General features: G+C 61.8%; 29 protein-coding genes. 15 read left to right on the forward strand and 14 right to left on the reverse strand.

The features are described 5' to 3' along the window. Window positions 1-48 precede the first annotated feature (48 nt). Together QMO80_RS07515 and QMO80_RS07520 are read right to left on the reverse strand one after the other, a co-directional pair. A complete protein-coding gene (locus QMO80_RS07515; protein WP_283199518.1) occupies window positions 49-456 on the reverse strand; it encodes a GFA family protein in 408 nt (135 codons plus the stop codon). A gap of 175 nt (window positions 457-631) precedes the next feature. Beyond that, window positions 632-1,120 carry a RidA family protein gene (locus QMO80_RS07520; RefSeq protein ID WP_283199519.1) on the reverse strand — a complete coding sequence of 163 codons (489 nt, stop codon included), beginning with the start codon at window positions 1,118-1,120 and terminating at the stop codon, window positions 632-634. A 196-nt stretch (window positions 1,121-1,316) separates the two neighbouring features. On the opposite strand from QMO80_RS07520, the gene QMO80_RS07525 reads away from it, so the two are divergent. The 4 genes from QMO80_RS07525 to QMO80_RS07540 all read left to right on the forward strand — a co-directional run bounded on the left by QMO80_RS07525 (window position 1,317) and on the right by QMO80_RS07540 (window position 7,161). Then, the gene (locus tag QMO80_RS07525; RefSeq protein ID WP_283199520.1) at window positions 1,317-2,015 is read left to right on the forward strand and encodes a TetR/AcrR family transcriptional regulator; all 699 of its coding nucleotides are present in this window, start codon (window positions 1,317-1,319) and stop codon (window positions 2,013-2,015) included. A 208-nt stretch (window positions 2,016-2,223) separates the two neighbouring features. Next, window positions 2,224-4,134, forward strand: a complete 1,911-nt coding sequence (locus QMO80_RS07530) for an adenylate/guanylate cyclase domain-containing protein (protein WP_283199521.1) — start codon at window positions 2,224-2,226, stop codon at window positions 4,132-4,134. 347 nt (window positions 4,135-4,481) lie between these two features. Continuing rightward, a complete protein-coding gene (locus QMO80_RS07535) occupies window positions 4,482-4,979 on the forward strand; it encodes a DinB family protein (protein WP_283199522.1) in 498 nt (165 codons plus the stop codon). 391 nt (window positions 4,980-5,370) lie between these two features. Then, the gene (locus QMO80_RS07540; protein WP_283199523.1) at window positions 5,371-7,161 is read left to right on the forward strand and encodes an ABC transporter ATP-binding protein; all 1,791 of its coding nucleotides are present in this window, start codon (window positions 5,371-5,373) and stop codon (window positions 7,159-7,161) included. Between the two features lie 328 nt (window positions 7,162-7,489). Here QMO80_RS07540 and QMO80_RS07545 read toward each other — a convergent pair whose 3' ends face one another. Beyond that, window positions 7,490-7,831 (reverse strand): NIPSNAP family protein, encoded by a 342-nt coding sequence (locus tag QMO80_RS07545; protein ID WP_283199524.1) that lies wholly within the window; start codon window positions 7,829-7,831, stop codon window positions 7,490-7,492. 205 nt (window positions 7,832-8,036) lie between these two features. Between QMO80_RS07545 and QMO80_RS07550 the strand changes: the two genes are divergently transcribed. Next, on the forward strand, window positions 8,037-9,047 hold the full coding sequence (locus tag QMO80_RS07550; RefSeq protein WP_283200132.1) for a DUF4105 domain-containing protein: 1,011 nt from the start codon (window positions 8,037-8,039) through the stop codon (window positions 9,045-9,047). A gap of 104 nt (window positions 9,048-9,151) precedes the next feature. Here the strand turns inward: QMO80_RS07550 and QMO80_RS07555 are convergent, their stop codons facing one another. Then, window positions 9,152-9,682: a dihydrofolate reductase family protein gene (locus QMO80_RS07555; RefSeq protein ID WP_283199525.1), complete on the reverse strand. Its 531-nt coding sequence runs from the start codon at window positions 9,680-9,682 to the stop codon at window positions 9,152-9,154. A gap of 133 nt (window positions 9,683-9,815) precedes the next feature. Between QMO80_RS07555 and QMO80_RS07560 the strand changes: the two genes are divergently transcribed. The 4 genes from QMO80_RS07560 to QMO80_RS07575 all read left to right on the forward strand — a co-directional run bounded on the left by QMO80_RS07560 (window position 9,816) and on the right by QMO80_RS07575 (window position 13,429). After that, window positions 9,816-10,121 (forward strand): hypothetical protein, encoded by a 306-nt coding sequence (locus QMO80_RS07560; RefSeq protein ID WP_003569638.1) that lies wholly within the window; start codon window positions 9,816-9,818, stop codon window positions 10,119-10,121. Window positions 10,122-10,314: 193 nt separating this feature from the next. Continuing rightward, window positions 10,315-11,094 (forward strand): hypothetical protein, encoded by a 780-nt coding sequence (locus tag QMO80_RS07565; RefSeq protein WP_283199526.1) that lies wholly within the window; start codon window positions 10,315-10,317, stop codon window positions 11,092-11,094. Between the two features lie 149 nt (window positions 11,095-11,243). Further along, entirely contained in the window at window positions 11,244-11,921 is a 678-nt protein-coding gene (locus QMO80_RS07570; RefSeq protein WP_283199527.1) for a winged helix-turn-helix domain-containing protein, read from the forward strand. A 110-nt stretch (window positions 11,922-12,031) separates the two neighbouring features. Continuing rightward, window positions 12,032-13,429 carry a sensor histidine kinase KdpD gene (locus QMO80_RS07575; protein WP_283200133.1) on the forward strand — a complete coding sequence of 466 codons (1,398 nt, stop codon included), beginning with the start codon at window positions 12,032-12,034 and terminating at the stop codon, window positions 13,427-13,429. Here the strand turns inward: QMO80_RS07575 and QMO80_RS07580 are convergent. Next, window positions 13,372-14,283, reverse strand: coding sequence for a glycosyltransferase family 25 protein (locus QMO80_RS07580; RefSeq protein ID WP_283199528.1), 912 nt, complete (start codon window positions 14,281-14,283; stop codon window positions 13,372-13,374). The two genes, QMO80_RS07575 and QMO80_RS07580, sit on opposite strands and share 58 nt — an antisense overlap. 204 nt (window positions 14,284-14,487) lie before the next feature. Here QMO80_RS07580 and QMO80_RS07585 point away from each other — a divergent pair, with 204 nt between their 5' ends. Together QMO80_RS07585 and QMO80_RS07590 are read left to right on the forward strand one after the other, a co-directional pair. Further along, complete coding sequence (locus tag QMO80_RS07585; RefSeq protein WP_283199529.1) at window positions 14,488-14,961, forward strand: nucleoside deaminase; 474 nt, start codon at window positions 14,488-14,490, stop codon at window positions 14,959-14,961. Between the two features lie 381 nt (window positions 14,962-15,342). Next, window positions 15,343-16,038 carry a class I SAM-dependent methyltransferase gene (locus QMO80_RS07590; RefSeq protein ID WP_283199530.1) on the forward strand — a complete coding sequence of 232 codons (696 nt, stop codon included), beginning with the start codon at window positions 15,343-15,345 and terminating at the stop codon, window positions 16,036-16,038. Window positions 16,039-16,475: 437 nt separating this feature from the next. On the opposite strand, the gene QMO80_RS07595 is transcribed toward QMO80_RS07590, so the two are convergent. The 8 genes from QMO80_RS07595 to QMO80_RS07630 all read right to left on the reverse strand — a co-directional run bounded on the left by QMO80_RS07595 (window position 16,476) and on the right by QMO80_RS07630 (window position 21,281). Next, window positions 16,476-18,050 (reverse strand): carboxylesterase/lipase family protein, encoded by a 1,575-nt coding sequence (locus QMO80_RS07595; protein ID WP_283200134.1) that lies wholly within the window; start codon window positions 18,048-18,050, stop codon window positions 16,476-16,478. 746 nt (window positions 18,051-18,796) lie between these two features. Then, a complete protein-coding gene (locus QMO80_RS07600) occupies window positions 18,797-19,390 on the reverse strand; it encodes a hypothetical protein (protein ID WP_283199531.1) in 594 nt (197 codons plus the stop codon). Between the two features lie 13 nt (window positions 19,391-19,403). Then, complete coding sequence (locus QMO80_RS07605; RefSeq protein WP_283199532.1) at window positions 19,404-19,616, reverse strand: response regulator transcription factor; 213 nt, start codon at window positions 19,614-19,616, stop codon at window positions 19,404-19,406. Beyond that, on the reverse strand, window positions 19,613-19,909 hold the full coding sequence (locus QMO80_RS07610; RefSeq protein ID WP_283199533.1) for a GcrA family cell cycle regulator: 297 nt from the start codon (window positions 19,907-19,909) through the stop codon (window positions 19,613-19,615). The genes QMO80_RS07605 and QMO80_RS07610 overlap by 4 nt, the downstream gene beginning before the upstream one ends. Then, window positions 19,906-20,301, reverse strand: a complete 396-nt coding sequence (locus QMO80_RS07615; RefSeq protein ID WP_283199534.1) for a hypothetical protein — start codon at window positions 20,299-20,301, stop codon at window positions 19,906-19,908. The genes QMO80_RS07610 and QMO80_RS07615 overlap by 4 nt, the downstream gene beginning before the upstream one ends. Then, window positions 20,267-20,632, reverse strand: a complete 366-nt coding sequence (locus QMO80_RS07620) for a hypothetical protein (RefSeq protein WP_064837306.1) — start codon at window positions 20,630-20,632, stop codon at window positions 20,267-20,269. Before QMO80_RS07620 ends, QMO80_RS07615 begins: the two co-directional genes overlap by 35 nt. 23 nt (window positions 20,633-20,655) lie before the next feature. After that, window positions 20,656-20,883, reverse strand: coding sequence for a sigma-70 family RNA polymerase sigma factor (locus QMO80_RS07625; RefSeq protein ID WP_283199535.1), 228 nt, complete (start codon window positions 20,881-20,883; stop codon window positions 20,656-20,658). A gap of 161 nt (window positions 20,884-21,044) precedes the next feature. After that, complete coding sequence (locus tag QMO80_RS07630) at window positions 21,045-21,281, reverse strand: hypothetical protein (RefSeq protein ID WP_283200135.1); 237 nt, start codon at window positions 21,279-21,281, stop codon at window positions 21,045-21,047. Window positions 21,282-21,363: 82 nt separating this feature from the next. Between QMO80_RS07630 and QMO80_RS07635 the strand changes: the two genes are divergently transcribed. The 3 genes from QMO80_RS07635 (at window position 21,364) to QMO80_RS07645 (ending at window position 23,329) form a co-directional block, all read left to right on the forward strand. After that, on the forward strand, window positions 21,364-22,011 hold the full coding sequence (locus tag QMO80_RS07635) for a S24 family peptidase (protein ID WP_116406959.1): 648 nt from the start codon (window positions 21,364-21,366) through the stop codon (window positions 22,009-22,011). An 815-nt stretch (window positions 22,012-22,826) separates the two neighbouring features. Continuing rightward, window positions 22,827-23,090, forward strand: coding sequence for a hypothetical protein (locus QMO80_RS07640; protein ID WP_283199536.1), 264 nt, complete (start codon window positions 22,827-22,829; stop codon window positions 23,088-23,090). A gap of 11 nt (window positions 23,091-23,101) precedes the next feature. Further along, window positions 23,102-23,329 carry a hypothetical protein gene (locus QMO80_RS07645; RefSeq protein WP_283199537.1) on the forward strand — a complete coding sequence of 76 codons (228 nt, stop codon included), beginning with the start codon at window positions 23,102-23,104 and terminating at the stop codon, window positions 23,327-23,329. A gap of 26 nt (window positions 23,330-23,355) precedes the next feature. Here the strand turns inward: QMO80_RS07645 and QMO80_RS07650 are convergent, their stop codons facing one another. Beyond that, window positions 23,356-23,595 (reverse strand): DUF982 domain-containing protein, encoded by a 240-nt coding sequence (locus QMO80_RS07650; protein WP_049735324.1) that lies wholly within the window; start codon window positions 23,593-23,595, stop codon window positions 23,356-23,358. Between the two features lie 239 nt (window positions 23,596-23,834). On the opposite strand from QMO80_RS07650, the gene QMO80_RS07655 reads away from it, so the two are divergent. Next, window positions 23,835-24,929: a GSU2403 family nucleotidyltransferase fold protein gene (locus tag QMO80_RS07655; protein ID WP_283199538.1), complete on the forward strand. Its 1,095-nt coding sequence runs from the start codon at window positions 23,835-23,837 to the stop codon at window positions 24,927-24,929. The last annotated feature ends 63 nt before the right edge of the window (window positions 24,930-24,992 follow it).

The raw sequence follows: 24,992 nt of genomic DNA on the forward strand, positions 1-24,992 counted from the left end.
CAGGCCGTTTGCGAAACCGCGTGCCCTGCCCGCGATGATCGAGCAAATTCACTCGTCGGCATGACGCTCGATCGCCTCGGCCAGATCGATCCAGTGCGGACGACTATTCCACCAATGAACATGATCCGGCGCGGGAAAGGACGGATCGGCAAATGTGCCGCCCGCGATGACGACCGAGCCGGGGAAGTATGATCCGGATTTCGAAAATCCACCGCCGCCGCAGATCCGGCAAAACGCTTTCATCACATCAGCTGTGCTTTCGCCCTGCGGATACCATACGGAATAGTCTCCGGAAACGATCCGGACATCCTCCTCGCGGAACCACACATTGTGTGAAAGCGCGCTGCCGGATGCACGCTGACAACGTCTGCAGGCGCAGATGTGATTGTGCAAAGGATCGCCATCGACCTCCAGGGACAGGGCGCCGCAGCTACACTTGGCATGAAAGATCGGCATGTGATTGTTCCGTGTTGACAGACGGTTGTTGATCTTACGGTCCTGCAATCGACAAGGTCCATCGGAAATTTCAAGCCTTTCGACGCGAGATTGTCCGTCCGGCACCCCCGCAGCCGTTCACAATTTCATGCTGCCCGCGGGCCAGTCCGCGGGCTCGCGAGCAGCCGTCCCACCGCTACTCCAGAACAACGACGGCTTCGACCTCGAAGAGCATCGGATCGATTGCCAGCTTGGGGACGGGAATCAAAGTCTGCGCCGGCAGCGCTGCGCCGAACATCTCCTTGACGTTCTCCGTCAGCACTGGAAGCTTGGACATATCGTGATCGACCACGAAGACCGTCAGCTTGGCGACCTGATCGGGCCTGGCGCCAAGCGCATCGAGGGCGCTGCGCAGATTGGCGTAGGCCTGCTTCACCTGGACGGCGAAGTCGGGCGACAGAGCGCCGGTGCTGTCCTGGCCGCCCTGCCCGGAGATATAGGCCAGCCGGCCTTCCCCCGGCACGATCACCGCCGTGCTGTAGCCATTCGGCGAGGGATCGTAGAGGTTTTTCGGATTGACGATGGTCAGCTTGAGATTGGTCTCACCGGCTGTCGTTTTGGCGGGAATTCCAATGGTCATGATGATGAGCCCTCCGATGATCAGATGCGTGATTGCGCGTGACATGATTTTCTCTTGAGCGTTGAGGACTGCGGGCAACCTCCCCCGCGGCCTGTAGGATGGAACGTCGATTTGTCGCCGATAAATTAACTCGTACAACGTACGATCAATTTGCATCGTACAGCGTACGAGTCAATCCGTCAGCATCGACATTCATCGGTTTGTCGGATTAAATCGACAATCTGATCAGCAGGGAAAACGGATGGCAGCCAAACGCAGCGGCGCCGGGAATAAGCGGCCTCAACGGAAAGCTCCATCGCCCTCGTCCGGGCCGGAGCCGCGCAGCGAACAGCCCCTGTCGCTGGAACGGATCGTGGCGACCGCCATCGAACTGCTGGATGCCGATGGGCTCGACGGCTTGAAGATGCGCCGGCTGGCCGATCGCCTCGGCGCCGGCGCGATGAGCCTCTATTGGCACGTCGGCAACAAGGAGGAGGTCTTCGACCTGGCGCTCGATTCGGTGCTGGCATATCGCGGACCGGCGCCAATCGATGAGTCGGAAGACTGGCGCGGCAAAGTCGTTCATCTGCTCAAGGACTGGCGCGCCGCCATGCTGCGCCATCCCTGGTCGGCATCGCTCTTGCCGCGCCGGGCGCTCGGCCCGAACATCCTTGCGCGCCTGGAACGGCTGAGCAGCACCTTGTCGAAAGCCGGCGTGGCCGACGCCGATTTGAACGTCGCGATCTGGTCGCTCTGGAATTATGTGATCGGCGCGACCACCACCCGGGCAAGCTTCGACCTCTCGGACGACGACAGAGCCGCCGCGCAGCAGCGCCTCACAAGTCTCAGCCAACACTACCCCACCATCGAACGCTCCCGGCTGCTGCTCGACAACGACTGGGACGGCGCCTTCAGCAAAGGCCTCGACTTCCTGCTCGATGGCCTCGTTCCCAAACAATGAATTTGTCGTCCGCCGCTGGTGGAGACGGCGTGGATCCTCGGGTCAAGCCCGAGGAGGACGGAGGGTGGGGTGAGCGCCGTGGCAAACGCAGCGATCGCCCAGCTTGTGCAAGCCTTCAAAAAGCAGTTAGCTGGCATCGTTGGGTAGCGCATGCCGGGCAGGCATTGCGCTACCTGCTGAGACAGGTCCGCATTTCGGGGGAAATCGCGTGCGCTGGTCCAAACCGCTCAGACTGCATCTCGGCGTCCTGGTCGTCGCGTCGCTGCTGTGCACGTCGGCGCCGATCATCTGGATGGCGTTCAGCCGCGGAAGCGATGCTGCGGTCAGTGCCGGCGCGCAGCAGATGCGGGCGATGAGTTTGCGGCTGATCGAGGGATACCGCAATACGCTGCAGGGCGTCACCGAGGCGGTGGCGCTGGCATCCACCCTGCCGCAGCTGGTTTCCCTGCCGCCTCAGGATATCAAGGAAAAACAGCAGTTCTTTCAGGAGGTTCTGCGAAACGTCCCCAACGCCACCAGCGTTTACGCCGGCTACCCCGACGGCTCCTACCTGCAGGTGATCAATACCGCCCGGCGCGACGTTCGCCAGACGCTTGCCGCACCCGATGGCACGGCTTTCGCGACCAGAATGATCGCACGGAGGCAGGGGGCCGACATCATCTCGACGCTGCGTTTTCTCAACAGCGATGCTGAGGTGATCGGGGAGCGGAATGTCGAGGATACATCCTTCGATCCGCGGCAACGCCCATGGTATCGATCGGTCGTTCAAGACGGCGTGCCGGTTTCCGTCGGCCCCTATGTCACCGGCACCCTCAATGTTCCGACGCTGACGATCGCAGCCCCGATGCGGGACGATGGAAAAGTAGTGCTCGGCATCAACATTCACCTGCTGACCGTCAGCCGGCTGCTCGACGCCGGGGAGATTTCGCCACGGGCGCGGGCCTATATCATCGATGCCAATGGCAATCTCGTCGCCCATTCCGACCCTGATATCATGAGCAGGATCATCGGCTTGTGGTCGAGAACATCAGGCGCCTTTGGCGCGACGGCAAACCGTTTCGACCCGAGCCTCGAAACCGTGACGCGACTGAGGCAGGATCCGGCCTTTGCCGGCGGCGGCCTGGCGCGGGTCGATTTCGATGGCGAAACCCATCTGGTGCAGATCGCCCCGGTCAGCGTCTCCGGCCTGTTCACGGGAAGCGTGGCCGCCATCATCGTGCCGCTGGCGGATCTGGTGGCCGAGGCCAATCGGCTGCTCCGGCGCAATCTGTTCATTGCCGCCGCTTTCCTGCTCGCCGGTGTCGCCGCCTCGGTGATGCTGTCGCGCATGGTCAGCCGCTCGCTCTACCGGCTGGCCGACGAGGCGCGCAGGATCGGCGATCTGGAGGTCGGCGAGAAACCGATATCCCACTCCTGGATCAGCGAGATCAACACGCTGGCCAGCGCGCTTTCGGCCAGCCGTCATGCCATCGGTCAGTTTGCCCTTTATGTCCCGCGCGAAGTGGTCCGGCAGATCGTTGATCCCGAGACGACGATCGTCGGAGCGAAGCGACAGGAGGTGACCGTGCTGTTCACCGACATCAAAGACTTCACGACCATCTCCGAACAACACTCGCCCGAGGAGGTGGTCGACACGCTTTCTGCCTATTTCGAACTGCTGAACACCATCGCCGAGCGCAATGGCGGCACGGTCGTGCAATATCTCGGCGATTCCATTTTCGTCATGTGGAACGCCCCGGTCGACGATAGCAGACATGCCGAACACGGCTGTCGATGCGCGCTGGCCATGAAAGCGGCGGTCGACGGCTTGAATGACGCCAATCGCAGGAATGGCCGCCCCGAACTGTTGACGCGATTCGGATTGCACACCGGCCCGGCCGTCGTCGGCAGCTTCGGCGCGATTTCGCGTCAGCAGTACACGGCCATGGGCGATACGATCAATGTCGCGTCGCGGCTCGAAGGCATGAACAAGGATCTCAACACATCGATCCTGGTCAGCGCCGCCACCCGCGACGCCGTCGCCGACCGCTTCACCTTCCGCCCCTTCGGCCTTGCCCCGGTCAAGGGACGCGCCGAGAAGGTCGACATATGGGAGCTTGTCGGGGAAATCAACGACTGAAGGTTTTGCGCATCAGGCATTTGCGGCGATGCTGTTTCAGGATAGACTGATCGTCGTTGACCCTGTGCCGCGTGGCCCCCTCATCCGACCCTGCGGGCCACCTTCTCCCCGCTGGGGAGAAGAGGGGAGAATGCCGCTTCGTCCGGGACTCCATTGAATGGAGTGCTCGGAAGATGCGGGTTCGTTGGGCAGTGTCGACGCGCCTTGCTCCCTCTTCTCCCCAGCGGGGAGAAGGTGGCCCGAAGGGTCGGATGAGGGGGCCGCACGGCACGCCTTTCAGGCAACAGGGCACGAACGCCCCCTTCTTTTATCTCCCCCAACACCGCTAACCTTTGGAGTCCGAGACAATGATCTCAGCCGGATACTGCCGACTCATGGCCCGCTACAACAGCTGGCAAAACACCTCTCTGGTCACCGCCGCCGACGGGCTGACGCATGCCGATCGCTGGAAGGATCGGGGCGCGTTCTTCCAATCGATCGCCGCGACGCTCAACCATCTTTACTGGGCCGACGCCCTGATCCTGGAACGATTGAAGGGCAACCGGCGCCCGGAGGAAACCATCAAGCACTCGCTGACAAGCCCATCGGACTGGGACGAGTTCAAGACGCGGCGTCTGCAACGCAACGCGGAAATCGAAGCGTGGGCGGTAGGATTGCGCGACGCGGATCTCGACGGCATGCTTGTCTGGTATCCCGGGGACGGTGCAACGCGGGTCGAGAAGCCGACGGCGCAATGTGCTGTCGAACTTTTCAACCACCAGACCCACCACCGCGGCCAGGTCCACGCGATGCTGACGGCAGCGGGTGCAAAACCGGAGCCGACCGACCTTTCGCGCCTGGCATGACGTGAAGATGATAGGCGAGACGAACCTGGCGAAACGCGCCAGCGCGTAAACCTGCACGTTCCAGATTGTGTCGTTTTCGCATCACTTTCTGTCAGGTTGCAAATTCCCGGTTGGCAAGCGTCATCGCCTTCGCTACAAGAGGCTTACCGCGTCAGATCGAACATAAGGGAGGCGTTGCATGCGATCAGCAGAAACCAAAGTCCTCCCGTGTGGAATGTCCCGACAGTAGGTCATTTCCATTCGCGGCCCGCCTCAAGCGCGCCCGACATGCGGTTCTCACCTCCTTCATAGCCCGATGATCTGACGGGATCATTTCGTCTCCTGCTTGGGCTGTGCCATTTAACTCTTAATTTTGAGGACCGGTTGCCGATATGCGGCCGGGTTGGTTCAAATGACTCGCAAGAAGCTCGATTTCCGCGCCGATGCCTATCGCAACGTGCTCGGCTTTATCTTTCATCATTGGACCCACCGGCCTGGTTTGGTGGGGCTGATCATCGTGCTGGTGATTTCAAGCACGCTCGCCGAAGTCATGGTGCCGGTCTTTTCAGGCCAGATCGTCGATGCCATCGCCGGCGGCAATCCGGCCGACAGCGCGCTTAGCGCCTTCGTCATCGTCGTCGCCTTGGGCTTCAGCAGCGTGGCGCTGCGCTATTTCATCTTCAACGGCATCATCCGGCTGACGCTGCGCACCATGGCGGATGTCACCAATGGCGGTTTTCACAAGGTGCAGCGTTTCTCCACCGACTGGCACGCCAACAGCTTTGCCGGCTCGACCGTGCGCAAGATCACGCGCGGCATGTGGGCGCTGGATTCGCTGAACGACCTGCTGCTGGTCGCTCTCCTGCCGTCGATCGTCATGCTGGTCGGCGCCAGCATCGTGCTCGGCAGCTATTGGCCGGTCATGGGCCTGATCGTCAGCCTGGGATCGCTGATCTATATCGGCGTCACCGTGGCGCTTTCCATGGGCTTCGTGTCGCCGGCGGCAAGGCTTGCCAATGCCTGGGATACCAAGCTCGGCGGGGCGCTCGCCGATGCGATCAGCTGCAACTCGGTGGTCAAGGCGTTCGGCGCCGAAAGCCGCGAGGAGACCCGGCTCGGCCGCGTGCTCGGCACCTGGGACAGCCGCACGCGGCGGACATGGAAGCGCGGCACGTTGAGCGGCACGATCCAGGGCTTCATGATGGTCTCGATGCAGGCCGGCATTCTGGGAACGGGCCTCGTCATGTGGCAGCAGGGGCTGGCGACGCCCGGAGACGTCACCTTCGTGCTGGCGATGTTCTTCGTCCTGCAGGGCTATCTGCGCAATGTCGGCCAGGACATCCGCAACCTGCAGCGTGCCGTCAACGACATGGAAGAGCTGGTGCTGCTCGACAAGATGCCGCTCGGCATCGAGGACAGGCCGGACGCCACACCCATCAATATCGGCAGCGGCGAGATCGTCTTCGACCGCATCACCTTCCAATACGGCGCGCATCCCACCCCGCTTTATGAGGATTTTTCGGTCACCATCAAGCCGGGCGAACGTGTCGGCCTGGTCGGGCATTCGGGTTCGGGCAAGACGACCTTCGTCAAGCTCATACAGCGCCTCTACGACGTCAATGCGGGCGCGATCCGCATCGACGGGCAGGATATCGCCAAAGTGAGGCAATCGAGCCTGCGCAGCCAGATCGCCATCGTCCAGCAGGAGCCGATCCTGTTTCACCGCACCCTGGCCGAGAACATCGCCTATGCCAGGCCGAATGCCTCGCGGCGCGAAATCGAGCAGGCGGCGAAACAGGCGAGCGCCCACGACTTCATCCTGAGCCTTCCCAAGGGCTATGAGACGATGGTGGGAGAACGCGGCGTCAAACTCTCGGGCGGCGAGCGGCAGCGCGTCGCCATCGCCCGCGCCTTCCTGGCCGATGCACCGATCCTGATCCTCGACGAGGCGACCTCCAGCCTCGACAGCGAGAGCGAAGTGCAGATCCAGCAGGCGATGGAACGCCTGATGGACGGCCGCACCACACTGGTCGTCGCCCACCGCCTGTCCACGGTGCGGGCGCTCGACCGGCTGCTGGTCTTCGACAAGGGCGAAATCGTCGAAGAAGGCGACCACCAGGCGCTGATCCGCCGCCCCGACGGCATCTACCGCCGGCTGTTCGAGCGGCAGGCGCTGGAGCTGACCAAGGGCCTGGTGGCCTGAACCGAAACGCCAGGGCTATGCTCTGGCGTTTCCTTTTTACGGCTCAACGCACAATGGCTGCTTTGTTCGGCAATGCTCATGTTTTCGCTTAGTGGTCGAGATCGCGGCGGTCCCGGCGCGAGCCCGGCTCGTGCAGATTGCGCCATTTGCGGATGACGGCCCGCACTCACGCCGAAACACATCCGAAACACTTCTCAATGAATTGCGCTCGGGGTTTCTAGAGCATGTCGCGCAAAAGTGTGCCGCGGTTTTGCGGCAACGACATGCGTAAAAACAAAGAGCTAAAGCGCGTCGCATGAATCAAATTTGGCGCGACGCGCTTTAGCCGTTATTCCGACGGTTTGGAGAAGCCGCGGTAGAAGCGTGTCGGCTGCAGCAGCGAACTGGCGATGTTGGCGACGATCGGCCCATCGGCCTCGCTCTTCGCCCTCGCTTCCTGCCACTCGCTATCGGCGATGAACTCGGCCCATTTCTCCTCGCGCTCCGAAAGCGACTGCCATTCGAGCAGGTAGGTCAGATCGTTGCTGGAAGAACCGATCATCGTCGTCCAGAAGCCGAGTGAGCGGATGCCGAGCCGTTCCCAAATCGCCAGCGTCGCGGTCTCGAAACGCTGCTGCAGTGCCGGCAATCTCCCCGGCAGACATGTATAGATGCGCAATTCGTGGATCATCGGATGCTCTTCATGTTGGATCAGGCAAGATCGTCCATATCGTTCAGCGCCGGAAAAAGCGAGGGCCGTTGCCGGCGCAATCAAGCCTTGCCAAAATAGAAAGTCCGGAGCCCCGTCGCTTCGGATAGGTTCTGGGCTTCACGCTCTGAAACCGCTAGGGTCGAACGATCAGGACGAACGTTTCAAACCCGTTTGGAAAAGCAAAATGGTTCGACCGGTCCGTGCGATCGTCATTGCAGTGCTCCTGTTCGTCGTCGCCGCTGCCGCTGCCTGGTCGTCGCTCGCGCTTTGGTACCGCTTGCCGTTGCCCGAACTCGGCAGGCAAGCCAGCGCCATCTTGTTCGGGCTTTTTGGCGCCTCCGTCATCGTGGCGCTCTTTGGCAGGAGACGCCTTCGTGCGGTCCTCGCGTTTGCGGCCGCGTTCGTCATCGTCCTCTTCTGGTGGAGCACGATCGAGCCGCAGGCAAATGGCGCGTGGGCTCCGGACGTTGCTCGTCAGGTCACCGGCGAATTCGACGGTGATCTGTTGACGCTGACGAATGTCCGCGAGTTCCAGTGGCGCAGTGCCACCGATTTCACGGAACAATGGACGACTCGCAGTTACGACCTGAACAAGCTGAAGAGCGTCGACATGTTCATGTCATACTGGTCAGGTCCGACCATCGCGCATGTGATAATGAGCTTCGGCTTCGACGACGGCCGTTATCTGGCGTGGTCTATCGAAGTGCGCCGCCTTTCCGGCGGCTCGTTCTCACCGCTGGCGGACCTCTTCAAAAGCAGTCCTCTGGTCATCATCGCGGCAGACGAAAGAGATGTGATCGGCCTCCGCTCCAATTTTCGCGGTGAGGACGTCCAGATCTACCGCTTGAGGGCGACGCCGGCGGCTGCGAGGCTTCTTCTGCGCGAGTACGTCTCCGACGCAAACGCGCTTGCAGCACGGCCCGCCTTCTACAATTCGCTGACGACCAACTGCACGACGACCATCGTCAAGATGATGCGCGTGGCAGGCGACGCCGTGCCGATGGACTGGCGTCTCATCGTCAACGGATACCTGCCGGAATACGCCTATGACCGGCGCGCGCTGGACATCTCGATTCCCTTGTCGCAGCTGCGGTCGGCCGCACACATCGCTGCAAGAGCGCACGAGGACGGTCTTTCGCCGAATTTTTCGCAGGCCATTCGCGTCGGCGTTCCGTCGCCGCAGGGCGCGTTGTGACGTCTTCTATCCCAACGATATCGAGATGGGCTCTCCTCGCCCGATGCTCTTCATCAGCGGTGACCAGACCCATTCGAGGGATTTCAGTAAGGGCACCGACCCAATCATACAGGAACATAGGTCAATCGCACCGCATCCCCGCCGATCAGATCGCTGGCGACAAGGCGGAGCGGAGGCCTCGGGCCGGTGAAGAACGGTTTGCCGTGGCCGAGCACGACGGGGTGGAAGTAGAGTCGATACTCGTCGATCAGGCCAAGGTCGGCCAGACTTCCCGCAAGCTCCGGCCCGCCGACTTGAATCTCCCCGGCAAGCTCGGCCTTCAGGCCGCGGATCACCGTCTCGATGTCGTCGCTGACAAGCGTGGCATTGGGGCCGACCGAGGTCAGCGAGCGCGACACGACCCATTTCGGCTGGCGCCGCCAGGCAAGCGCGAAATCGTGCAGCTCCGGGGTCCACTCGGCATTGTCTTCGTCCCAATAGCGCATCACCTTGTACAGGCGGCGGCCATAGAGGCTCCCCGTCTGGCCGCGCGCCTGCTCGATCCAGTGGCGAAAGAGGATGGGGTCGGGCGCAAATTTCTGGTGATCGACATAGCCATCCAGGGAGATGTTCATTCCGAAGACGAGCTTCGCCATGCGCTGTTCCTCCATCCGGGACATCAGGATAGCTTAACCACCATCGATAGCGAAGGGTCCCCTCAAAGTTTGAGTTGACCGCTTTCGTTGGCGAGGCGACAGTTGCACAAGCAGCAAGGCAGGAGGCAAAACGATGGACGAGGCAGACCGCTGGCGCAGCATGGCCAGCGCACCGAAAGACGGCAGTCGTATCCTGGTCACCATCCGCCCGTCCGAACAGGGGCCAGCGGAAGTTGACCTCGCCTATTGGTCGCATGGCGATCAGTTTGGCGCAGAAGGCTGGCGCGCCTCGGATTCCTCGCCCGGGCAGATCATCGAATATGCCGAGCCGGAATTGAAGTGCTGGATGCCGATGCCCTCGGCCAATCTCGCCCGCCTCTCGATGCCCTCACCCTGGGAAGGCGACGACGCCCAGCAGCTCGATGGGTCGGGGATTTGACCATCGCGCCGAATAATACGTGTTGATGAAAGCGGATCCTCGAACGCTCAGGTTTTTGAGGTACGCTCCTTGCGATCAACTTTGACGTCTCTGCGACATAACGCTGCCGAACCAGGCAGCATCGATCGGCTGGAAGGCGTGGTAGCGTGTTTTCTATTGGCAACGTGTATCGTTCTCATGGGAAGAGGGCCGCATGCATCTCCATCAACCACGCCTCAAGATCGATCGAGCTGCCGTCAAGATCGATGAGGCGAAACATGCGCTTGGCTCGACCGGTATTCATCGCTTTGTCGCGAGGACCGACGCAGGCACCGGTGAAAGCTTCATCCGTCTCAGGTTGTTCGACGTTAACGACATTGTGCATGTGATCGTCGGCGAAGCGGTCTATCAACTGCGATCCGCATTGGATGTCGCAACGGTGGCCTTGGCTCGTGAGAATGGCGTTGCCGACGTCAGGCGTGTGGCCTTTCCGTTTGCAAAAGCGCAGTCGGAGTTCGTCACCAAGGGTATTCAAGCAAAAATGAACGGCCTTCCGCAACCGGTGAAGGATGTGGTTGCATCCTTTGCTCCCTATCGCGGAGGAAACGAGTTGCTGCATGGGCTTAGCGATCTCTGCAACACCGACAAACACAACAATCTCATCGGTTCGATCGCTGAGATCGGAAACTCAATAGCCCTTCATCCGTCCGCCAATTTCATTGAGGATATGTCTATTGGAGTTTTTGCGGGTCGGTTCGCGTCTGCGATGATCGACAACGGGAATCGAGCTTCCGACGGCCTAGAATTTAAACTAAAGCCAGATGATGACGATGCTGAGCAAATCGCCGCCATGATGACCAGAAAGATGCCACTTAGAGTTGTACTTCTATTTTCGGGAACAGACAACCTGGATGGCTGCGAAGTGTTCCAAACGTTATCGGACATGGTTCGTCTCGTTGGATCAATCATTCAAAAGCTTGAAGAGGCTTCTTGAAATCGATGCAGAATTGATCAGCCGCGCTGTTTAAGGCGAGTACGCCGGACGCCGCGCACGCCGCCCCGCCCACCTTACAAATCCGTAAGTTGTCGCTCAGCCGTAGGCTCCGCTAGATTGCCCCAGCCATACCGGGAATGATCGGGCTGATGCGGATCCTGCTTATCGAGGACGATCGGAAGACGTCCGATTATATCGCCAAGGGCCTTTCCGAGGCAGGCCATGTCTGCGACGTCTTCGGTGACGGCCGCGATGGGCTGTTTCAGGCGCAGCGCGAAGCCTATGACGTCATTGTCGTCGATCGCATGCTGCCGGGGCTGGATGGGCTGGCGATTATCCGCTCGCTGCGGGCCGCCAAGGTCGGCACATCGGCGCTGTTCCTGACCTCGATCGGCGGCGTCGACGACCGGGTCGAGGGGCTGGAGGCGGGCGGCGACGATTATCTCACCAAGCCCTTCGCCTTCTCCGAGCTTCTGGCCCGCGTCAACGCGCTCGGCCGCCGGCCGCCGGTGCAGGAGCAGAAGACGGTGCTGAAGGTTGCCGATCTCGAGCTCGATCTGATCCGCCGCGAGGCCCGCCGCGCCGGCCAGGCGATCGAGCTGCAGCCGCGCGAATTCACTCTGCTCGAAGTGCTGATGCGCGGCGAAGGCCGGGTGATCACCAAGACGATGCTTTTGGAGCGGGTCTGGGATTTCCACTTCGATCCGAAGACCAGCGTCGTCGAGACCCATATCAGCCGCTTGCGGGCGAAGGTCGACAGGCCGTTCCAGGCCCAGCTTCTGCACACGATCCGCAACACCGGCTACAGCCTGCATGCGCCGCGTTAGCGCATGTCGCCCGGAAGCGTGCAACGGTTCCGGGATAACGACATGCATAAAAACAAGGGACGAAAGCGCGTCGCATGAATCAAGTTTGATGCGACGCGCTGGAGAAGATGATGATCTTTCCCGACCGCACACGCTTTTCGGCATCCTTCTCCAGCCTGCGCCGCAGCACGCCGTTCCGGCTTGCCGTCACCTTCGGCGTGCTCTTCGTCGTCACCTTCTTTCTGAGCGGCGCGGTCATCTATCACATGCTGGACCGCGGCCTTTCCCGCGATCTCGAACAGTCGCTGACCGAGATGAATTCGCTTATCGTCTCGACCTACGAGCCCGGCGACACCCAGGATCTCGTCAATACGCTGAACAATTATGCGAGCTTCCAGTCGACCTCGGACGGGCTTTATTCGCTGACCGATCATGCGGGCAAAAAACTCGCCGGCAATTTCGCCGCGCCGCCCATCCCGAATGGCGTCTATACCGTCAGCTCGCGCGATGTCGGGCTGAAGGGTCACGAACGCTACCGGATGCAGGTGTCGACGATCGGTCCCTACAGCCTGGTGGTCGGCGAAAACTTCAACGATGTCGACGAAATGCTGCGGATCGTGCTGGTGAGTTTCGAATGGGCGGCGGCGATCGTCGTGGCGACGGCGATCGGCGGCGGCGTCTTTCTCGCCCTTCGCGCCCAGGCGCGGCTGGACAGGGTGGCCCTCACCATGAACGACGTCTCCCACGGCGCGCTCGACGCCCGCATTCCGATCAGCGGCAATGGCGACGATCTCGATACGGTGGCGATCCAGATCAACGCGGCGCTAGTGCGGCTGCAGACCTTGGTCGAGAGCATGCGGCAGGTCAGCACCGATATCGCCCATGATCTGAAAACCCCGCTCAACCGGCTGCGCCTGACGCTCGATGCCGCGGTGGCGGGCAATGACCGGCAGGCGGATGTCTCAGCCCTTCTCGACGAGGCGAGAAACGAGAGCGACCGGATCAACGCCACCTTCGAGGCGCTGCTGCGCATCTCCCAGATCGAGGCCGGCGCCCGCAAGGAGCGTTTCCAGGCGACCGATCTCGACACCGTGCTTGCGGTGATTTCGGAAGTCTATGTGGATGTCGCCGAAGATGCGCGGAAATCGCTGACGATCGCGGCGCGCACGCCCGCCATCATCCGCGGCGACCGCGATCTGCTGACCCAGCTGATCGCCAACCTGGTGGAAAATGCGATCAACCACTGCCCGGCCGGAACCGTGATCACGGTTTCGCTCCGCCGAGAGGCCGACCGCGCCGTGGTTTCGGTCGCCGATACCGGCCCCGGCATTCCCGCCGGCGAAAGGGAGAAGGTCTTCCGGCGGCTCTACCGGTTGGACAAAAGCCGCACGACATCAGGAAGCGGGCTCGGGCTCAGCCTCGTCAAGGCGATCGCCGAGCTGCATGCGGCCGAGATCACCATGGCGAACAATCACCCCGGCCTCATCGTCTCGATCGCCTTTCCGCTACTCCCGGGCGAGCGAGCCTGAGCGCTCGTCCCGGGTGAGCGGTCCTGACCGCTCATCCCGGCGGCGCGATCCTGACCCCCAATCCTCGACGCCGCGAGGCGGCGGAAGCGGGCGGCAAAGCGGCGGATTTCGGCCGCCGCGCGATAGGGCAGAACGCTCCACGGCCGGCGGCGGCCGAGCCGGTAGGCCGAAAGCCCCGCCTGGATCTGCGAGCAGGCATCCGCCCTTTGGCTGACCGGCAGCGGATCGACGAAACAGGCGCTCAAGCCCTCGTCGAATTCCAGATCGAAGGCGAGATCATAGGGCAGCCGCATCGGCAGCAGTGCGCCGACAATCCAGCCCGCCGCCTTGCGGTTGATCAGATAGGCGCCGGAGCCCTTCTCGCGGGTCAGCGCAATGGCAAGCGAGCGCGACGCCGTCAGCGGCGCCACGTGATGCTTGCGCCCGGTATTGACGGTGGAAAGACGCAGGATGTCCCAGCGCGTCGGGTGCCGCAGGGCGGCCTCGATCACCTCGGCAAGATCGTCGTCGAAATCGAGGTCGTCTTCCAGAATGAGCGCGAATTCGGCATTGCCGGAAAGGAAGCGCCTGGCGCATTCGACATGGCTGAAAAAACAGCCGATCTCGAAAGGGTTCGGCCGCCGGCCGTGCCGGCTCAGATAGGCGGCTTCGTCAAAATCCGGATGCGGCAGGCCGAGCGCCGCCCCATCCACCGCCGCCACCCGCTCGAAGGCAAGGCCGATGCCCATCAGCAGGCGCTCCATCCGAAACCGCCGCAATGGCGCCCGGTCGAGATTGATCAGGTAGGTATCGACCCGCAGGCTGACCGGATGGACCGCCGGCATCAGGGCGGCGGGTGTGGCGCGCATATTCATGAGATCTGGCCTTCGACTTGGCAACGACTGCACCAAGCCTGCACCGGAAAACTCACGGGCACTTCGCCGGGGTTATACATTTTCGTAAGGGTGCGGGTGTCTGCGCTCGATCCGGATCACCGACCCTCAATCGGATTTGCAGCCCTTGGAAATCCCTCCGATTCAAGACAAAATCATCCCGCTTTAGCTTTTGGGGAGAGTTTGATGGAAAACCACGAGCCGTTTTTACGCGAGGCAATTGCACTCTCGAAATCTGCGATGGACCAAGGCGACGAACCCTTCGGCTCGCTGCTAGTGAAGGACGGCGAGGTCATCCTGCGCGCCGAAAACAGCGTCTTCACCGGCCACGATATGACCAACCACGCCGAGATGAACCTGGTGAAATCTGCGGCGCAGCACTACGACACCGGTTTTCTCGCCGACTGCACGCTCTATACCAGCACCGAGCCATGCGCGATGTGCTCCGGGGCGATCTACTGGTCGGGCATCGGGCGGATGGTTTTTGCGTGCTCCGAAACCCGGCTTGGCGAGATCGCCGGGATTGGGTTGAACGTACCGAGCCGGGCAGTGCTGCAAACCGGCGCACGCATCGTCACCGTGGTCGGCCCGACGAGCCTGGAAGACGAAGCCGCCGCAGTGCATCAGGAATTCTGGCCGAAACATCTGGGCAAGGCTTAGCCTCGGTCGGGATTTGGCGCCCCCTAATCTCCGTCCTCCCAGGCCTCGAGCCCTGGGATCCATTCCCGCTGCCGAGAGGGTCGTTTGGGAAAGAAATGCTTTCCTCGAACTGGGAGATTGCCGCGCGCCCCTCATCCGGCTGCCGCCACCTTCTCCCCGTAAACGGGGCGAAGGGGATATGCCGCAACCTCTCCGTCCCTCACCAGCGTCTCGCAGGGCACGTCCCCTCTCCCCGTTTTACGGGGAGAGGGTTAGGGTGAGGGGCAGCCATGGCTCTGCGGCGGCTTGCATCTACCAGCGATTCTCGCAAAAATGGTACGGCTGCCCCTTAATCAAACACGCATGACCGAACGCAATCGTCCGACACCGGAAAGGCAAACCATGGCCGAGAATGACTATGACGCCTTCGCGGCGGCGTATGACGCGGATAATGAGGCCAATGCCTGGAATGCCTATTACGAGCGGCCGGCCATTCTTGCCTTGGTCGGCGAGGTCGCCGGACTTTCGGTGCTCGATGCGGGCTGCGGCGGCGGGGCGCATGCGGCAGCCCTCGTCGAGCGCGGGGCCATGGTGACCGGGATCGATGCCAGTGCCGGCATGCTGCAGATCGCGCAACGCCGCTTGGAAGGGCGCGCACGCCTGCTGCAGGCGGATCTCGGCGAAGCATTGCCCTTCGAGGATCAGGCGTTCGAGCTGATCCTCGCCTCACTCGTCCTGCACTATCTGCCGGACTGGTCGGGACCGCTCCGGGAATTCAACCGGCTGCTGCCTCAAGGCGGCCGCCTGGTTTTCTCCACCCACCACCCCTTCATGGATCACCCGTCGAGCGGCCACGACAATTATTTCGAGACCTACAGTTTCGACGAGACCTGGCAGCGCGCCGGCCAGGCGATCGCCATGCGCTTCTGGCACCGGCCGCTGCATGCCATGTTCGACGCCCTCAAGGCGGCCGGATTTCAGATCGATATCGTCAGCGAACCCCAGCCCGATCCTCGCGCGGCTACGCTTTTTCCGCAGGCCTATCGGAGCTTGACGACGACGCCGCGGTTTCTGTTCTTTTCGGCAGTGAAAGGATGACGATAATTTTTCCATCGTCCCGGGAACAAGAAGCTTTGCCGATCGTAAGTATGATGGGCCGTGCGCTTCGATACTCTGTGCGGCCCGCTCCTGACCGGCCATCGAACCTGCGATGCCGCAACCCCTCCGTTCCTACTTTCCTCTCGCAGAGCACGTCCCCTCGCCCCGTTTACGTGGGTCGGAAGGACGGGTCGAGACCGTTGGCTCGACGGATAAGGGGCAGTCGCCAACCGAGCAGCGGGCCTTGTGCAGGGATCCATGCCCGCAGCTGATGGAGGCCAGCGCGGATCCTCGGGTCAAGCCCGAGGAGGACGGAGGATGGGTCAACACAGTGGCAAACGCGGCGATGGTGGATGGAGGAATGAGCCAATTTCACTACGGTCATACAAAGGCAGTCATCCATCTTTATGCCGGCCTCGCGCGGTGCACCGGCCCGGTCACTTCTCCTCCGCCCAATGGCGTTGCCAGAGGTCGAGCCTCGGCTTCAGCGGATCGGCTCCGACCGTCACGCCGTGATTGGTGAAGTCGATCAGCCTGTCGACGGCCTGATTGTGGCGGGGCAATTTTGGCCGTGAGCCTCCATTGGGGTCGCCGCTGGCTGCAAACTCGATCCAGTAGGCACTCGCCAATGTGGCCATGGCCCAGTCGGCAGGCGTGACCTTGTCTTTCACCAGCGCGTTTGGAATGTCGAACATATAGGGGATTTCGGAGCCGTGCAGGGCGCCCTTCCATGTCGGATCATTGCGTAGGGCCTCGGCGACATAGGAGAAACGATACCACCAGGTCGGCTGACCGGTGCGGGCAATATGGTCGGCGAGGTGGCGGGATGGCTCGACAAGCGTTTTGTCGGCCAGAATCTGCTGCTCCAACTCATCGAGGGTCTGTTGGCCGGTAGGATCGTAGAGGCTGCGGGCTTCGGCGGCATGGTTGCCGAAGAGCGCGAAGAGATCGTCTTTCGTCGTGGCCTGACCGAGAGCGAGATCTCGATTATTGGCCCCTACGATGACGGGGACCGGCGCTTGGCGGCCGGCCGCAAAAGCCGCTTCCGGCGTTTCCAGCAAAAACCGACCGTCGATCATCGGGCCTGAGACGCCGATCGCGGGCTTGCCAGTCGCCATTCCGGCCAGCACGTCCTGTGATGATGCACCGTCGGTGAGTTTTTCCGCAGGCAGCGCCCGAAGGGCGGTGAGCGCGCCGGCATCGCTGCCATTGATACCCAGAGAGGCCGCATAGTCCAAGGCGGAATTTTCCGCTTCTTTCAACGGGGACAAGGGCATGCTCTGCGCACGCGCGGTCGGTAGGCCCGGTGATTGCAGAATGGCGCCCCGGAAAAGCCCCCGTGACAACGGCGATACCATATGCGCCATCACCGAACCGCCGCCGGCCGACTCTCCGAATATGGTCACTTTCTTCGGATCACCGCCGAAGGCTTCGATATTTTGCCGGACCCATTTCAAGGCGGCCAGCTGATCCATGTAACCATAGTTGCCGACCGGCTCGTTAGGGGATTCCTTTGCAAGCGCAGGATGGGCAAAATAACCCAGTCGTCCCATGCGGTAGTTCATACTGACGAACACGACTTTCCGGGCGGCCAGCTGGCTGCCCGGATATTGAGGGGTGTTTCCATGGACAAGAGCGCCGCCGTATATCCAAACCATCACAGGCAGCGGCGTCCGCGGATGCTTGACGGGTGTCCAGACATTGAGGGTCAAACAATCCTCGGATTTCGGCAGATCCTCGGTCTGCATGCAAGACGGACCGAAATTGCGGGCATCCCTGGTGCCGCTCCATTTCTCCATCGGCCTCGGATTGCGCCATCTGAGATTACCAACCGGCGGCGCCGCATAGGGTATGCCCTTGAAGCTGACGACCGTGCCCGACCTCTCACCCTTCAGCATTCCGCTGTCGATCGTAACGGTGTCGTCGGCCACCGCTGATCGTGGCGCCAGCGTCATCGGATAGGATGCGACTGCCAAGAAGAGCAGAAACTTGCGACTGCCGTCCACAAACACTGCACTCTCCACCGCCAAATTGAGACAGTTTGAGTGCAAAATACTCCCAAATAGAAGCAACGAAAAGAGTTCGTCCGACGTTGCCAAAGTCCGCGATCGGCGCATTCTGGCCATCGCGTTCCACGGGTTCGCCCCGGCCTCACAACGGCCGGCGGCATCGCCCTGCTCACAATCGTCCCGCCCCAACCGATAATTTTCCGCCGGCTCGGGAACAAGAAGCGCCTGAGATCGTAAGTATTGTGGGCCGTGCGGAGGTGCGTAACAACACAGCCATGCACTTCGATACTCTGTGCGGCCCGCTCCTGACTTGTTTTCCAACGTTTCTCAACGCTTTAGGCGCAAGCAGTAGAAAACTGCGGCCCTTGGAGATCGCCGCCTGCCACTCATCCGCCTGCCGGCACCTTCTCCCCGCCTGCGGGGCGAAGGGACATAGCCGCAACCTCTCCGTTCCCACTTACCTCTCGCAGGGCACGTCCCCTCGCCCCGTTTTACGGGGAGAGGGCTAGGGTGAGGGGCGGTCGCCAACCGAGCAGCCGGTGGCTCTAGCCTGGGATCCATGCCCGCAACTAAGGCCGGCGTGGATCCTCGGGTCAAGCCCGAGGAGGACGGAGGGTGGGGTGAGCTCTGTGGCAAACGCAGCGATAGCGGAGAAAGGGGCCAGTTTCGCTATGGTCATGCCAAAAAGGCGGCCATCCGTATTCATGCCGCCAAATCGACGGCTGGACATGCGCCTGACCACGCCCCCATCACCCACCCCTCGCCCCGCGCAGCGCGATCAACCCGCGCCGCAGCCAGAGCAATTGCTGCGGCGGCATCTGGCGCAGGTGTTCGTAGTCCATCACCGTGACGTTATAGACGGTGCTGCGCACCTGCGGGCCGTCCTGGCAGCGCAGCAGGATGGCCTGCAGCGCCATCATGCGGTTGCTGGCCTTGCGGGCCCGGTCGGCGAGGCTTTCGGTGACTTCGCCTTCGTGGCCCTTGACGGAAAAGAGCGATTGCGCCCTGGGGCTCGGGGCCGGGATGCCGGTGGTTTTGTGGTAGCGGGCCATGGCCTCGGCATAGTCGTCGCCGGCCTGGCGCTGCTCTGCGGAAATCAGGCCGTCGAGGAACATGCGCCCCAGCGTATAACCGGCAAACGGGCTCTTGACCGTCTCGTCGTCGACCGTTCGGCCGAAGCCGTGGATGCGCCTGCGGGCTGCTATCGCGACGCTGATATTGTCCTTCTCGGTCTCGAAAGGCTTGATCTTGCCGCAGGGAAAACGCTCGACATTTTCCTTGCGCGGCCGGCCGGCGCCCTTGTTGGCCCGCTGTGTCTTTACCTTGGCTGCTTTGCCACCCATGCTGATTGTCCTTCTATCGAATGATGCCGTTGCGCAGCGCGGCGGCGACCAGTGCGGTGTCCTTGAAGACGCCGAGTCTCGCCTTGGCGTTGGCGATGTGTGTGTTCACGGTGATGGGGGAGATGGCGAGAATAGTGCCGATCTCGGCGGCGGTCTTTCCGGCCGCCATCCAGCCGATGATTTCGGTTTCGCGCGGGGTGACGCTGCTCTTGATGGGCGGGCTCATGACGCCGGCCCATCGATGCAGGGCACGCGCGGCATCGTCACATGGGCCCCCGACAAGGTCACCCGCGTGACGCGGTCGGGGTGGCGGATCGGCGTCGGCGCCTCGCGGGTCTCGGGCGGCGACTGCCGGGTGTCCTGCCTGGCGGGGAACCTGTCGCGGTTGCGGTGCGTCATGTTGATGACGGTGTTCTTCTTCGAGCCGAACAGGTTGGCGATCTCTCTTGCCGAGAGCCCCTGCTGCCAGAGCTTCTGCGCCTTGACGATCTTGTCTTCCGTCCAGAACAGGCTTCTCACCTCAATGCCTCCTCGTGTCGTGTGGCTCGTGCAATGATCGGGTTGTCGGGAAACATCTTCGCCAGCTCCCGCCTGGCGCTGCGGCTGCCATTGGCCGCGTCGCGCAAGAGCTGCATCTTGTAGGCCGCGACCTTCGGCTGCGGCGGCTCGGGCGCCGGCGCGACGCGCGGGCGGCTTTGCGCCGTAATCGCCGCCTGCTGCCGGCGGCATTGCTCGGCGAAACTGGCCGAGCTCGGTGCGAAGGCGCGGTTATGATTCCTGACCTTGCCTGAAATGAACAGTTTGGCCGCCTGCCAGACGGCCTCCAGCGGGATGCCGTCGATGGCCAGCAGATAGGCGCGGATCTGCATGTCGGGATCAGTGCCTGATGATGCCGGGAAACCCGAAAGCATCCCCGCTATGATCTTCACCGGAGAGGAAATCTCTTGCGGCATCGACTGTCGTCCTTCTCGTGCTGCTGTTGATCGACCCGGCTTCCCTCGCCTTCTCCTTGAGGTACCAGTCGCATTTGATCGCCTGCCAGCCGCGGAAGATCTGCATCTCGGCAGCGCCGGCCGGATCGCCGGTCAGCAGATATTCCCTGGCCTGGATGCGGGCGGCGTAAGCCGTCAGCGGCTTCCTCAGCGTGCGCCTGCGATGCTCGATGACCGCCGCCGCCAGCTCCTCCCCCAGCACCGGGCTGAGGATGTCCATGATGTCCTTGCTCATTGTGTCCTTCGCCATGCCGTTTTCCTTTCTCCCGCCGCTCAAACCCGCCGCCGCTGTCCGCCGGCAAAATTCACCCGCGTGCCCGGTCTAATCCGATGCGGAAAGCGGCGGATCTCCGCGCCGGCATGATCCTGCTGGACGGTATCGCCCTTCTCGGCGCTTCGAAGCCGGTGGATCTCGCTTTCCACCGAAGGCACCGACATGCCGAGAATGGCTGCGATTTCGATGTAGTCCCTGCCGGTGCGGAAGAGCTCGAGCGCGTTCATGCCGGGATGATCCTTCTTGTCCATTTCAAGCGCAGCGGGCCGTTGCGGCCGAAGCGGGCGCTGCCAGTTGCTTCATGTGAGTTCATCGGCGGCGACGGCCGCCCGGGGAACAGCTGCCGGCGTCGCCGAGGGAGGGCGACGACGCCGGCCACCGAGAGCCGTCAGGGAGGCGTGAGGCTGTCGGGATCGGTGAGCGCAGACGCGCCGGGTCGATCGGCTATCTGCCGCATCTCCTTCGGGCTGGTCTGCCGGCCGCAATTTTCGCAATGGCGCTCGATCACCTCGGCGATCGACAGCGCCTTGCCGCAGTTCGGGCAGCCGGTGTAGCGGGCGTTTTCGCGCTGGAATGGACCGACTGTCGCCTGGATGGAGGCGTTGATGTTTTGGCTGTTTTTCATGCGTATAGGGTACATTTAATACCCCGCACGTCAAGCAGAAAAAAGCATGACATATACCCTAGAATGGGGTATTTTTTATATCATGTTGAAAGATCAGGAACAATTTGAGCGCGAAGAACGCGCAAAGCGGCTGGTCATGGCCCGGAAAAACGCGGGCTTTGCCGGGCCGAAAGCGATCGTCGACCGGTTCGGCTGGAATGCGAATGTCTACAAGGCGCATGAGTCCGGCCGCAACGGCTTCGGAATTGCCGATGCGAAGAAATACGCCCGCGCCTTCAAGGTCAATCTCAACTGGCTGCAGTTCGGCACCGGCAACGCGCTCGATCCGGATGAGCTGCCGGTCTCTGTCGCCGACGTGCCGAAGATCTCCTGGGTCAGCGCCGGCCAGCTGAGCGAGCAGGCGCCGATCACCGACTTTTCGGAATTCCCGACCGTCGCCGCCCTCGATCTGCCTGATGGCGAATGGATCGCGCTCGAGGTCGAAGGCAATTCGATGAACAAGATCTCGCCGCCGGGCTCGATCATCTTCGTCAACCTTCGCGACAAGCGCCTGGCGCCGAACGCGCTTTATGTCGTCGCCGACGAGACGGGGGCCGCCACCTACAAGCGCTATCGCCCGAACGACAACCCGCCCTTTCAGCCCGCTTCTTATGAGGACGTGCCGCCGCCGGATTTCCAGGGCGCCGTCACCATCGTCGGCCGCGTGCGTCGGTCGATCATCGAGATGTAGGGATCCAAGCTTGTCGCGGATAGGCCATATTTATCAAGGAAACCAAGATGATCCGCCCTTCCTCTCGCGCCGGCAGAATCTGGTTCTACATCGTCACATCAGCGGTGCTTCTCCTGGCCTTCAGCGCCGCGCGCGCGATGTACGGCCTGTAGGATCCCACTCCGATTTCCCCGATCCGGCAACCAGGATCGTGCGAGACACCCTCTTTAATCAAAAACCGCAACAGCTCCGGACGTCGTGCACGCACCGCCCGCGTTACCGCCGGGATGGAACGGCCGCAAGGAATATCGTTCGGCAGCCCTCTCCCATGAATCCAACTCGGCGACCCAAGGCCCGGGCTCGGCCACCCTCGCCGGCGATTTCGATCTCGTTGCGCCCTGCCGTTTTTCTCGCAGCATCAGACTCCAAGAGAACCTTGTTTTCTATCTCTCTGTCTTCGCTCCTGAAGGCTGGTGAGGGAGGGTTCCGGCCAAAGCTTCCCCCTACCCCATGAGCAAAGCCCATGAAGCCGGGAGAGCATTGGCCAAGGTCCTGAAGGCCGGAGCCGGGATGGGACACGTGCCAGAGGGGCCATTCGCTTCGCCCTCGTCCTGATTTTCTGACAGCGCACTTAAGGACTTTCGCTTCCCGCGCCGCTGGGCTTCGTCAGCTCGGGAGTTGCACCCGGTCGCCCAATCACTGGCGGCAGGCATACGCCTATGATTCATACCCCGTCAATCTGTGAGGTATTTTTTATACCTGCATCCATTGACGCGATAAGGTATTATATATACCTTTATCGCAGATCGATGAGAGGCGCGTGAGGGGACAGGGTGATGCAGCACATCCGCAATATCGAGACCGTGGAAAGCAGGCGCGACGCCCGCTGGAATGGCGCGCTGAGGATCGGCGACTGCAGCGCCTATATGGCGATCGAGGCCCAGCGCATGGGCGCCCTAGGCTTTGCCTTCCTCCGCCGCCCCGAACATTTAATCCGCGGCCCCTCCTGGCTGCGGGGTGCCGCGGCCTCCGTCGAGGAGCATTACCGCTATGCCCGTGAGATTATGGGCACGACCGATCACGATCAGCTTTACGCCTGAGGGGAGCGGAAATGTCTGCCGATTGCATCGTCAAGGCCTTTTCCGGCTGCGCCTGCCCGCTCGGTGAATGCGCGCAAAAGCCCCTCACCCCGGCGCCGGTCACCTTCATCTCCTGGCGCAAGCAGGCCATCACCTGCCTCGCCTTCGGCTTCCTCGCCGCGATCGTCACCGCCGCCTGGATGGAGACGCGGTTCAAGAGCGAGGACCTCGCCAATCAGGAGCACGTATCTTGGAAGTAAGCCCAAGCTTAGCCCAGCACCGCCGATCAGGAACTATATTTGATATCGCTCGCCTTGGCCGCGGTAATGAAGGCGCGGCGCACCTGCTCGGGCTCGGCGGCATCGTTGAAGACGTCAAGCACAAGCCGCTCGGCAACCTTGGCCGCCGGCGTCTGGTCGGGCCAGTCATTCAGCAAAGCGTTGCCGGCCTGAACGACATTATAGACCGTCCTGACCTTGCCATTGATGGTGATCTTCACCGGTTTGAAGCTTCGTCGCTTGCTCATGGCGCAGTATCTCACACCGAACGCGACTCAACGAATCACTTTGGGACTCGTTCCGGTTGATTCGAAAATCGGCGCATAAAGCCAATTCGGGCAGCGCCGATGTACCGCGTTGCGGTGCAATCACGCGTCGTTATAACTTTTCCGCAGGAAAGTTATAACTATGGAGAAGGCCGGGCTTTCCGCCGATGGAAATCGGAGTTATAATCTTTTTTCAGGAAAGTTATAACGCGAGAGAATCCATGCCCGTCCGCGAGATCGACCTGATGTATCAGACCATGCTGGCCGAGCTCGGTCAGCGTTCGCTGGATGGAAGCTTCGTCGCCGAGTTTCCGCTGGAGGGGCGCTTCGTCTCCGTCCCGGTGAAGGGCAAGGAATACTGGTATTTCGACCTTCCCGGCCAAGACGGCGTCAAACGCTCCTATGTCGGGCCGAAAAGCGACGAGGAGGTCACGAAAAGGGTCGGCGAATTCGGCGCGATCAAGGACGATCTCAGAAACCGGCGGCGCATGGTGGCCACTCTGACCAGAGAAGGCGGCATGAACGCGCCGCCGAGGTTTACCGGCGATGTCATCGAGGCGTTAGCCAATGCAGGACTGTTCCGCCTGCGCGCGGTTCTCGTCGGCACCGTGGCATTCCACACCTATTCCGGCGTGCTCGGCGTTCGACTGCCGATCGCGCTGATGCAGACGGGCGACGCCGACTTCGCCCAGTTTCATTCGATCTCGACGGCGGTCGGCGACAGCATTCCGCCCATTCGAGAGGTTCTCGAAAAGCTGGATCCGACCTTCCGGGAGGTGCCGCATCTCAACCATCCCACACGCTCGACCCAGTTCGTGAATTCGAGGAACTACAAGGTCGAGTTCCTGACACCGAATACCGGCAGCGACGACAACCAGAACAAGCCCGCCGACATGCCGGCGCTTGGGGGAATTTCCGCAGAGCCTCTTCGGTTTCTCGATTACCTCATCTACAACCCGATCAGGACCGTTCTCCTTCACAAGAGCGGCGTTACGGTCAACGTTCCCGCTCCGGAGCGCTACGCCGTCCACAAGCTGATCGTCGCCTCGCGCAGACAGAACGACGACAACGGCGCGCTCAAACGCGAAAAGGACGTGCAGCAGGCATCCCACCTCTTCGAAGCGATGGGCGCCACCCGCCGCCATTCCGATCTTGCGCTCGCCTATTGCGAGGCGTGGGAACGCGGCCAGTCGTGGCGTGAGGCCATAGCACGCGGACTGTCATTGATGCGACCAGCTCGCCGTGAACAGCTGATGTCCACCCTTGCCGAAGGCATGGCGGAAGTCGGCGAAGACCCCGTGCGTTACGGCGTTTAGGCAAACCGTGACGGATCCGAAGTCGGGGAACATCCTGGGGGATTTTTGCTGATATGAAAAACC

Origin of the sequence: Rhizobium sp. BT03, from assembly GCF_030053155.1 — a bacterium.
GTDB lineage: Bacteria > Pseudomonadota > Alphaproteobacteria > Rhizobiales > Rhizobiaceae > Rhizobium.